The 8,621-nt window shown below is 58.2% G+C and carries 10 protein-coding genes; 6 read left to right on the forward strand and 4 right to left on the reverse strand.

The genetic code is table 11. From position 1 onward, the window contains the following. Nucleotides 1-42: 42 nt before the first annotated feature. Genes gspK through VSS37_RS05655 form a run of 4 tightly spaced genes read left to right on the forward strand, consistent with a single transcriptional unit; the run spans nt 43 to nt 3,509 of the window. Nucleotides 43-1,107 carry a type II secretion system minor pseudopilin GspK gene (gene gspK / locus VSS37_RS05640; protein ID WP_324693774.1) on the forward strand — a complete coding sequence of 355 codons (1,065 nt, stop codon included), beginning with the start codon at nt 43-45 and terminating at the stop codon, nt 1,105-1,107. After that, a complete protein-coding gene (gspL, locus tag VSS37_RS05645; RefSeq protein WP_324693775.1) occupies nt 1,076-2,269 on the forward strand; it encodes a type II secretion system protein GspL in 1,194 nt (397 codons plus the stop codon). The genes gspK and gspL overlap by 32 nt, the downstream gene beginning before the upstream one ends. Next, nucleotides 2,266-2,742 (forward strand): type II secretion system protein M, encoded by a 477-nt coding sequence (locus VSS37_RS05650; RefSeq protein WP_324693776.1) that lies wholly within the window; start codon nt 2,266-2,268, stop codon nt 2,740-2,742. The genes gspL and VSS37_RS05650 overlap by 4 nt, the downstream gene beginning before the upstream one ends. Beyond that, the gene (locus VSS37_RS05655; RefSeq protein WP_324693778.1) at nt 2,739-3,509 is read left to right on the forward strand and encodes a type II secretion system protein N; all 771 of its coding nucleotides are present in this window, start codon (nt 2,739-2,741) and stop codon (nt 3,507-3,509) included. Before VSS37_RS05650 ends, VSS37_RS05655 begins: the two co-directional genes overlap by 4 nt. Here the strand turns inward: VSS37_RS05655 and VSS37_RS05660 are convergent. From VSS37_RS05660 to VSS37_RS05675, 4 genes are all read right to left on the reverse strand, one after another. Further along, the gene (locus VSS37_RS05660) at nt 3,502-5,064 is read right to left on the reverse strand and encodes an alpha/beta fold hydrolase (protein ID WP_324693779.1); all 1,563 of its coding nucleotides are present in this window, start codon (nt 5,062-5,064) and stop codon (nt 3,502-3,504) included. The two genes, VSS37_RS05655 and VSS37_RS05660, sit on opposite strands and share 8 nt — an antisense overlap. A 177-nt stretch (nt 5,065-5,241) precedes the next feature. After that, nucleotides 5,242-6,606: an ammonium transporter gene (locus VSS37_RS05665; protein WP_324693781.1), complete on the reverse strand. Its 1,365-nt coding sequence runs from the start codon at nt 6,604-6,606 to the stop codon at nt 5,242-5,244. Nucleotides 6,607-6,620: 14 nt separating this feature from the next. Beyond that, a complete protein-coding gene (locus VSS37_RS05670; protein WP_324693782.1) occupies nt 6,621-6,959 on the reverse strand; it encodes a P-II family nitrogen regulator in 339 nt (112 codons plus the stop codon). 61 nt (nt 6,960-7,020) lie between these two features. After that, complete coding sequence (locus VSS37_RS05675) at nt 7,021-7,671, reverse strand: TorF family putative porin (RefSeq protein ID WP_324693783.1); 651 nt, start codon at nt 7,669-7,671, stop codon at nt 7,021-7,023. 265 nt (nt 7,672-7,936) lie between these two features. Between VSS37_RS05675 and VSS37_RS05680 the strand changes: the two genes are divergently transcribed. After that, complete coding sequence (locus VSS37_RS05680; RefSeq protein WP_324693784.1) at nt 7,937-8,191, forward strand: accessory factor UbiK family protein; 255 nt, start codon at nt 7,937-7,939, stop codon at nt 8,189-8,191. 76 nt (nt 8,192-8,267) lie between these two features. Continuing rightward, a partial coding sequence (locus VSS37_RS05685; RefSeq protein WP_510952320.1) for a YgiQ N-terminal domain-containing protein occupies nt 8,268-8,621 on the forward strand: 354 nt, incomplete at its 3' end.

Genomic DNA, 8,621 nt, shown 5'->3' on the forward strand with positions numbered 1-8,621 from the left:
CACGTTCATCCACAGGCTGGGCGATTGCCGTATAATCAGCGCATGCAAGCACAGCGACCCAACCCAGGCAACCCAGCTCCCCAGCGGCAACGCGGCATCGCCATCCTCACCGTGCTGGTGATTGCGGTGCTGATCGTGACGCTGGCGGCCGTGGTGTTCGCCCGCCAAAGCCGCGCCGTGCGGCAAAGCGACAATTTCCAGTCGCTGGAACGCGCTTGGCAATACGCCTTCACCATGGAGCAATACGCCGGGCTGCAATTGCAGTTGGACGCACTGGCAAACAAATACGACGCCTTCACCGACCGCTGGGCCTACGAGCTTCCCGTCCAGACCCTGACCGAAGACAGCGGTGCCGTCGTGCGCTTCAGCGGCAAGCTGGAAGACATGCAAGCGCGTTTCAACCTCAATAACCTGGTCAGCCAGGAAGGCGAACAACGCGGCAAACTGGATGGGGCCGCCCTCAACCAGTTGAAGCCTTTTGTCGCCAACGCCGGGCTTCCCCCCGGTTTTTCCGACGCCATCGCCGACTGGCTGGACGCCAACGTCATCCCGCAGGGGGTGGAGGGTGCGGAACGGGATTACTACCTATCCGGCACCATGCCTTACTTGGCGGCCGACATGCCGTTCGCCGACCCCAGCGAGTTGCGGCTGGTGCGGTTGGACATCCTCGACCCGAAACTGAAAGACAAGGCGTTGAACCAGTTCCTGCACATGGTCACCGTGCTCCCATTCAAGAAAAGCACCCTCAACCCCAACACTGCCAGCAAGGAAGTCCTCAGGGCCATTGGCCTGAACGACAGCCAGATCCAAACAGTGCTGAACAAGCGTCAGGCCAAACAGGCCTATAAGAGCAAGGAAGAGTTCAGCCGTGACATGGGCTTTGTTCCCGGCAAGGACGACGTGCTGCTGGACAGCTTCGACGTCACCTCGCAATACTTCCGCCTGAGTGGGGAAGTGCAGATCAACCGGGCGCGCGTTTTCGTCAACAGCCTGCTATTTCGCACCCCGAATGGGCCGGTTCGTGTCATAATGCGGCAATTCGACCGGGTTAATGAACAACCAACAACGACTGACGATGCTAGTAATACGCCTGCAAACACCGAATGACCCAGAGCCAGCCTGGGCCAACCTGGGCAATAAGGCCGCCGACTGGACGCATGGCTCGTGGGAAGCCTTGCCCCCTCTGACGCGCGGGCAGGAACTGGCGTTGTTGATCCCCAGCCGGGAAGTGCTGCTCACCCAGACCAGCATCAACACCCGCAACCAACGCCAGTTGCAGCAGGCGATACCGTTCGCCCTGGAAGACAGCATCGCTGACGACCTGGAAGACCAGCACATTGTCTGGCAAGCCCGCCCCGGCTCGGCGCTGGTGGATGTCGCCATTATCCGCCGCGACCGCCTGCGCGCTTGGGTCAAGGCCTTACAGGAGCGGCAATTGCGCCCCACCTATATCCTGCCGGATTTGTTCGCCCTGCCATGGGAAGACGGTGCCACCACCCTCTGGCGGCAGGGTGACAACGCCTGGGTGCGGACTGGCCTGCTTTCCGGCTACGCCAGCAACGTCCGCGCCCTACCCCTGCTGCTGAACGGCATGGTTGACGGAAAAACAGAGCCATTGCGCTTGCGGTTGTACAGCGACACGACAGAAACCTGGGCAGCCGACCCGCGTTTCAGCATCCTGCCGGAAACCCAGCCCGAACAACTGCTGCCCACCAGCCTGCAACCGACGCTGAAGCTGAACCTGCTCAACGGCCTGGAAGATGAAAACCGCACCCAGTGGCGGCAGCAATGGCGGCGCTGGCGGCTGCCCGCCGGACTGGCGGCAATGGCCGCGTTGCTGGCAATTGGCATCTACGGGTTTGAAAACCACCGCCTGCAACAGCAACTGGACACCCTCGACGCCGCCAACCTGCAACTGTTCACCGAATTGTTCCCCAGCGCCACCGATGTTGACCCGCGCGGGCTGAAAAACCGGCTGGCTTCCGAACTGGCGCGCGTCAACGGCAAAGATGCGGCGGCCGGTTCGCCCAGCCACTTGCCACAACTCGCCTCGTTTGCGGCGGCCTTGAACCAAACCGGCGGCCTGACGGTTGAAGACATCCGCGCCCAAAGCGGCTCCCTGACCATCAACCTTCAGGCGAAAAACCAGCAATCGATTGAAAACCTGCGTGAAACGCTGGAAAAATCCCTCGGCAACCCGGTGGAGCTGCAATCCTCCCGCACCGCCGACAGCGTAAAAGCCACCCTGACGCTGGGAGGCCAATCATGAAAACTTGGTGGAACAGCCTTGCCCCGCGTGAACGCCAACTGGTCATGGCCGGAGCCATCCTGATTGGCCTGACCCTGTTGTGGCTGTTTGTCTGGCGGCCGCTCGCCAGCCACCACCAGCTACTGCAACAGGATCTGGCCGACGCCCAGGCCGCCAACCTGGAAATGCAATCCCGGCGCACCGAAATCCTCAGCTTGCGGGGCGCATCCCCGGCAGCGGCGACCCCTGGCGGCAGCCTGCACACCGCCGTGATCGCCGCCCTCAAGCAATTCCAACTGGATGGCGCAGGCGCAACTTCCGAAGAAAAGGACAAAAACAGCGTCAGCCTGAAACTGGAAGGCAAACCGTTCGACGCGCTGGCGCAATTCCTGGCCTTGATGGAAACCCAACATGCCGCCCTCGCCACCCGCATGGACATGAAACCCGCGGCCAAACCCGGCGCTGTTGACGCGCAGATCACGCTGGAAAGATGAAAATACGCACCCTGATATTCGCAGGCGTCGGCAGCTTCCTGCTCGCCTCATTCGGCCAGCTTCCGGCCAACCTAGTATTGTCAAAACTCCCGGCTGATGCGCCTGTACAACTGCAAGGCATCACCGGAACCCTATGGCAGGGAGGCGCAGAAACCCTCCGCAGCCAAGGCACGCAAATAAACCATTTACAATGGGATCTGCGTCTAAGTCCCCTGCTGAAAGGCCATCTTGCCGCCGCCCTGCGCGGCAAGATGGCGCAAGGAGGGAAATTCGACGGCATCTGCAATATCAACCTGGCTGGCGCGATACGTTGCGCGCCTCTGAATCTGAGCGATGTTCCGGCACAAGCGCTTGCCCCCTACCTGCAACGCTTCATGGTTCCACCCCTGAGCGGCACGTTCCAGGCCAGCCTGAACAACCTGGAATGGGATCGGCAAACCCTCCCTCATTTGAGCGGGCACGGCGAATGGCGGGAAGCAGGGATACAACTGGCACCGCAACGTTTCGGCACCTACAGCGCCATCCTCAATGCTGGGGCAGACAATGCGCAGCAAATCACGCTGGCTTCTGCACCAGACGCCGCCTTCACCTTGGACGGTGCGGTCACAGTGCAGCAAAACGGCCACTACCAAAGCCAGATCACCCTGAAACCAGGCAACAGCATCGATGACGGCACCAAACAGATCCTCACCTCCTTCATTGGCCGCCCACAAGCTGACGGCGGCTACCTGATACAGGAGCAGGGGCAATTGCCGGGGATTAACTAATGCCTTGGGAATGCAGCGGCCCCTTTTCAGAATCCCTGAAACTCCGGCGGCAGTCCGCACTCGGGCGCTGATCCGGTGCATTGATGAAACTCACAAACAGGTCGGCGGCGCAAGGCTTGTTGTCCATGACGCTGTGCGAAATCCCCTCAAAACGGAACAAATAGGCCATGTGTTCAGCAAACCCTTGCTTGGCGACTTTGGTCGCCCACGCCGCCGGGGTAATCGGGTCATCCTGGCCAGCCAGCAACAGCGTCGGCGTCTGGCGCGGCGCGGCGACGTCCTGCAAACGCAGCGACCCATCAGCATCCGCCGCCCAAATGTCGCACAGGTCGTAGTCGTAAGGCAGGTAATCCCGCAATCCAGGCAAGGCGTTGATCTTGGCTTCCCGCTCTGCCCGTGCGATCGGCGGATTGTCCCGGCATTCCACCGACCAATACGCCGCCTCCCGGAATGACGCATCGAATTGCTGGCGCAGGTAATGCTGGATGAAACCCATCGCCCTGTCGGGACGCCCCTCATCCAGCAGGCGGATCATGCCCGCCATTTCCCTGAGGCTGCCGCTCATGTATTGGGAATCGAACAGGATCGCCAGCAAGGTTTCATCATTCAACTGCAATTCCTGCAAGTTGCCCAAATGCAAGCCTGCCACCGGAATCTCCAGCGGATGCTCCCGCAGTTGCGCCATCAAATGCTGGTAACGCGCCCCAAGGTCACCGTTCTCCATCGCACACTGGTTATCTGCCTGGCAAAAATCAAACAGGCGCTGCAAACTGCCCTGCAACAAATCCGGCCAAGCGCGGAACAGGTGCTCGCCCGGCGGGTAAACGGAATCGAGGCTCATGCTGCGCACCTTGTCGGGGTAGCGCCGCTGCACTTCAAACGCCAGCCGGGTTCCGTAGGAGACGCCCCACAAATTCCACTGCGCATACCCCAGCAATTGCATCAGGTCATTCACATCACCCGCACTATAAACGGTTCCCAACTCATCCAGCGGCAGGCCGCGCTGTTGCAATTGGCCATGGCATTGGCGGGCGACTTCCCGGTAGCGGCGTGCGTTCTCCTGCGGCGTTCCGGGCTGGGAAAGTATGCTGGCGCTCAACTCACGGTAACCATCGCATTCCATATCGGGTCGGCTGATGCCACCACCGCGCTGATCAAACAGCACCAAGTCGCGCTTCAGCCCGGCCTTTTGTTGGAACCAGCCCAGCCAATAACCCTCCACCGCTTTCCGCTCCAGCCCAGCCGGGGCACCAGGCCCACCGGCCAAGTACACAACCGGGTCAGGCTGACGGTCTAGCCCTTGGTATTGCATGACGATGACAGGAAGTTTGAATGCGGAATGGGTCTTGCCCGCCGCTGGCGCGGTATATAACCAGCCGCATTGCGCCCGGACACCTTCCCCAATAGTGAACCAGCAGTCGACTGGCGTAAACCGCGCCCCATTTGCAGAAATGCTTTCGACCAGGCTGACAGGCGCGAAATGATGGATTGAAACTATCCCCAATAGAGACAAAACCACCAGGCTGCCCGCCAGCGCCCAAATCAGTTTTTTCATCAAATATTATTATCAAGCCCAAATTTGAGATTTCATTAACCCATATCCTGCGGTTGAAATCAATCTAGCATTGATATTTTTTATCCAAAAAGAAAAAGGCGGGAGTGTTGCTCCCGCCTAAAAAATCGACTCTGAAATCTTACTTACACGATCCGGAACAACTCCGGCCTATGCTGCTTACAGGTTATAAGCACGCTCGCCATGGGAAACAGTGTCCAGGCCTTCGCGTTCCTCTTCCTGAGTGACGCGCAGCCCCATGGTGTGCTTCAGGATCAGGAACAGCACCAAGCTGACTGTACCGGACCAGACGAGCACCGTGCCCACACCCCACAACTGGCTGAGGATTTGTGCGCCGCTGTATGCAGCCACAGAGTTGGTTGCATAATCGAACACACCAGAACCACCCAGCGCCGGGTTGACCACAATGCCAGTGCCAATTGCGCCAATGATACCACCAATGCCGTGAACGCCAAACACGTCCAGGGAATCGTCATAACCCAGCATGTGTTTTAGGCCAGTCACGCCCCACAGACACGCCGCGCCAGTCACCAGACCAAGCACAATGGCACCCATCGGGCCCGCAAAACCGGCAGCAGGCGTAACCGCAACCAGACCGGCAACCGCGCCGGAAGTCACACCCAGCAAGGAAGGCTTGCCGTTGAGCATCCATTCCAAGAACATCCAGGACAAACCAGCGGCGGCAGTCGCCACGATAGTGTTCAGCATGGCCAGCACCGCCGTGCCAGTCGCTTCAAGGTTGGAACCAGCGTTGAAGCCGAACCAGCCGACCCACAGCAGCGAAGCGCCAACCATGGTCATGGTCAGGCTGTGCGGAGCCATGGAGTCACGCCCGTAACCGACGCGCTTGCCCACCACGATTGAACCGACCAGGGCCGCCATCGCCGCGTTGATATGCACGACCGTGCCACCCGCGAAGTCCAGTGCGCCTTTGGAGAACAGGAAGCCTGCCGGGGCGTCATACGCGGAGGGGCCGCCCCAGAACCAGACCATGTGGGCCATTGGCAGGTAGGAGAATGTAAACCACAGCACAGAAAACACCAGCAGCGTGGAAAACTTGATGCGTTCGGCGAAACCGCCCACGATCAATGCGGTGGTGATGGCAGCGAAGGTCAGCTGGAAGACGACGAACACCATTTCCGGGATATAAACGCCCTTGCTGAAGGTTTCCGCCAAAGCAGCCGTGTCAACGCCTTTCAGGAACAGCTTGTCGAAGCCGCCGATAACACTGTTGCCCTCGGTAAAGGCCAAACTGTAGCCGTATACGACCCACAGAATAGAAATCACGCAGAAAATGGTGAAGACCTGCGCCAGCACAGACAGCATATTTTTGGTGCGTACCAGGCCACCGTAGAACAGCGCCAGGCCAGGAATCGTCATCATAATGACCAATAGCGTGGAAACCATCATCCATGTGGTGTCGCCTTTGTCAGGCACTGGAGCAGCTGCGGCCTCATCGGCCATCGCTATGCCGGAAAAACCCAGCACGATAGCCAGCAGCATCAAACCGAAACGGATATTCATGTAAAAGCTCCCCCTTACAACGCATCTTCACCGCTTTCGCCGGTGCGAATGCGGACAACTTGTTCAACGGATGTGACGAAAACTTTACCATCACCGATTTTGCCCGTATTGGCGGACTTGCTGATCGCCTCAATCACCTGATCAACCTGCGCATCGGCCACGGCAGCCTCCAGTTTGATCTTTGGCAGGAAATCAACAACGTACTCAGCGCCACGGTACAACTCCGTGTGGCCTTTCTGGCGGCCAAAACCTTTCACTTCCGTAACGGTAATGCCTTTGACGCCGATATCCCCCAACGCATCACGCACATCGTCAAGTTTGAATGGCTTGATAATAGCCGTAACCATTTTCATAGAACTTACTCCTTATAAGCTGGGAACCCCGCCCGGATGACCGATGGGGCAAGCAACAGCTTTAGAAATCAAAAGACTTGGACCAGGAAACAGAAACCATCGGGTCAGTGTCCGGCAGGTCGTTATCATCAACGGCGAAGGTGAAATCGTCCTTGCTCAGGCTGACCTGATAATGGCTGTAATCATCAACCGTCGGGTCATCGTAGTTGTAATGCCCGGCCTTGACGCCATAGCCCACGCCATTTTTGAGTTCACCGTCGTAACCCAGGCCGTAGTAAACGTCATTTTTCTTGTCAGGGTCGCCTTCCTTGTCAACCGTGTAACCCACCTCGCCGCTGACGCCCTTATAGCCCAGCTTGCCGTAAATTTCGGTAAAGTCACCGCTGACCGCATCGCCAGGATAGGCATAGCGGATGGCTCCCACGTCATAGCTCAAACCGGAAGCCAGCTCCTTCTTGTAACCGCCATACAGGTCGACTTCAGTCCCTTTCTTCCCAAAATCCACATTGGACGCCCAAGTGCCGACGTACAGGCCATTCGGCGATTCATAATCCAATCCCCCGGAAACAGCGGCTGAATTGTCAGTCTGGGTGACGCCACGCCAGATGTAATTGTTGGTGACGCCGATATTGCCGCTGGCGCCCGCCATGGCCTGGGTGCTGACCACCAGTGACGCAAGAACTGTTGCCGCCAACAGAGTGTTCTTTTTCATCTCGATATCTCCTGAGTAAGAAAATGTTCCTGTATGCCCAATAACCATGCAATTGACATGCCAACAACAGAATTGCGTCATAAATGCACAACCTGTTGTAAATAAACCTCAGTAGCCAAATAGTTTCCCTGTTTTGGAACACAGTAACGCACCAAAATAATGCATAAGCAACCACTGATGCACTTCCATACGGATATGCGCGGGCAGCGGCAGGATTTGTTACACTGTGGCGCATCCCCATTAATTCATCACCAAGGAACCCTTCATGGCCGCTCTGGGAAATCTGGAAGACATCGTGAAACGCTTTTCGGCGGCATTGCCCGAACCTGTGCGCCACTTGCAGGAAGACATGGAAAAAAACCTGCGCGGCGTCATGGAAGGCAGCCTGCAAAAAATGAACCTGGTCACGCGGGAGGAGTTCGACATCCAGTCCGCCGTGCTGCTGCGCACCCGCGAAAAGCTGGAAGCGCTGGAAAAACGGCTGACGGAGCTGGAAGCCCGGCTGGCCGACACGCCCTAAACTATTTGGGAGAAATCACACACTTGCCACAGGCTGCGTTAGAATAAGCGCCTTTACCTGTGACGAAACCGCCCCCATGCCGCCGAACAGCATCCCCAACCCACCCACCTCCCTTTACGACCACCCCAAATACTGGGCGGAATGCTACGGCACGGCTGAATACCTCCCCATGTCGCGCGCGGAAATGGACGCGCTCGGCTGGGATTCCTGCGACATCATCATCGTCACCGGCGACGCCTACGTCGACCACCCCTCATTCGGCATGGCGGTGATCGGGCGAGTGCTGGAAGCGCAGGGTTTCCGCGTCGGCATCATCGCGCAGCCGGACTGGCAGTCGAAAGACGCATTTATGGCGCTGGGCGAACCCAACCTATTTTTCGGCGTGGCAGCAGGCAACATGGATTCCATGATCAACCGCTACACCGCCGAC

Source organism: Candidatus Thiothrix phosphatis, assembly GCF_035668035.1.
In the GTDB taxonomy this organism is placed as follows: Bacteria; Pseudomonadota; Gammaproteobacteria; order Thiotrichales; family Thiotrichaceae; genus Thiothrix; species Thiothrix phosphatis.

Coding starts and splice junctions, on each gene's coding strand:
- gspK (WP_324693774.1), top strand. CDS start 43: ATGCAAGCACAGCGACCCAACCCAGGCAACCCAGCTCCCCAGCGGCAA.
- gspL (WP_324693775.1), top strand. CDS start 1,076: ATGCTAGTAATACGCCTGCAAACACCGAATGACCCAGAGCCAGCCTGG.
- VSS37_RS05650 (WP_324693776.1), top strand. CDS start 2,266: ATGAAAACTTGGTGGAACAGCCTTGCCCCGCGTGAACGCCAACTGGTC.
- VSS37_RS05655 (WP_324693778.1), top strand. CDS start 2,739: ATGAAAATACGCACCCTGATATTCGCAGGCGTCGGCAGCTTCCTGCTC.
- VSS37_RS05660 (WP_324693779.1), bottom strand. CDS start 5,064: ATGAAAAAACTGATTTGGGCGCTGGCGGGCAGCCTGGTGGTTTTGTCT.
- VSS37_RS05665 (WP_324693781.1), bottom strand. CDS start 6,606: ATGAATATCCGTTTCGGTTTGATGCTGCTGGCTATCGTGCTGGGTTTT.
- VSS37_RS05670 (WP_324693782.1), bottom strand. CDS start 6,959: ATGAAAATGGTTACGGCTATTATCAAGCCATTCAAACTTGACGATGTG.
- VSS37_RS05675 (WP_324693783.1), bottom strand. CDS start 7,671: ATGAAAAAGAACACTCTGTTGGCGGCAACAGTTCTTGCGTCACTGGTG.
- VSS37_RS05680 (WP_324693784.1), top strand. CDS start 7,937: ATGGCCGCTCTGGGAAATCTGGAAGACATCGTGAAACGCTTTTCGGCG.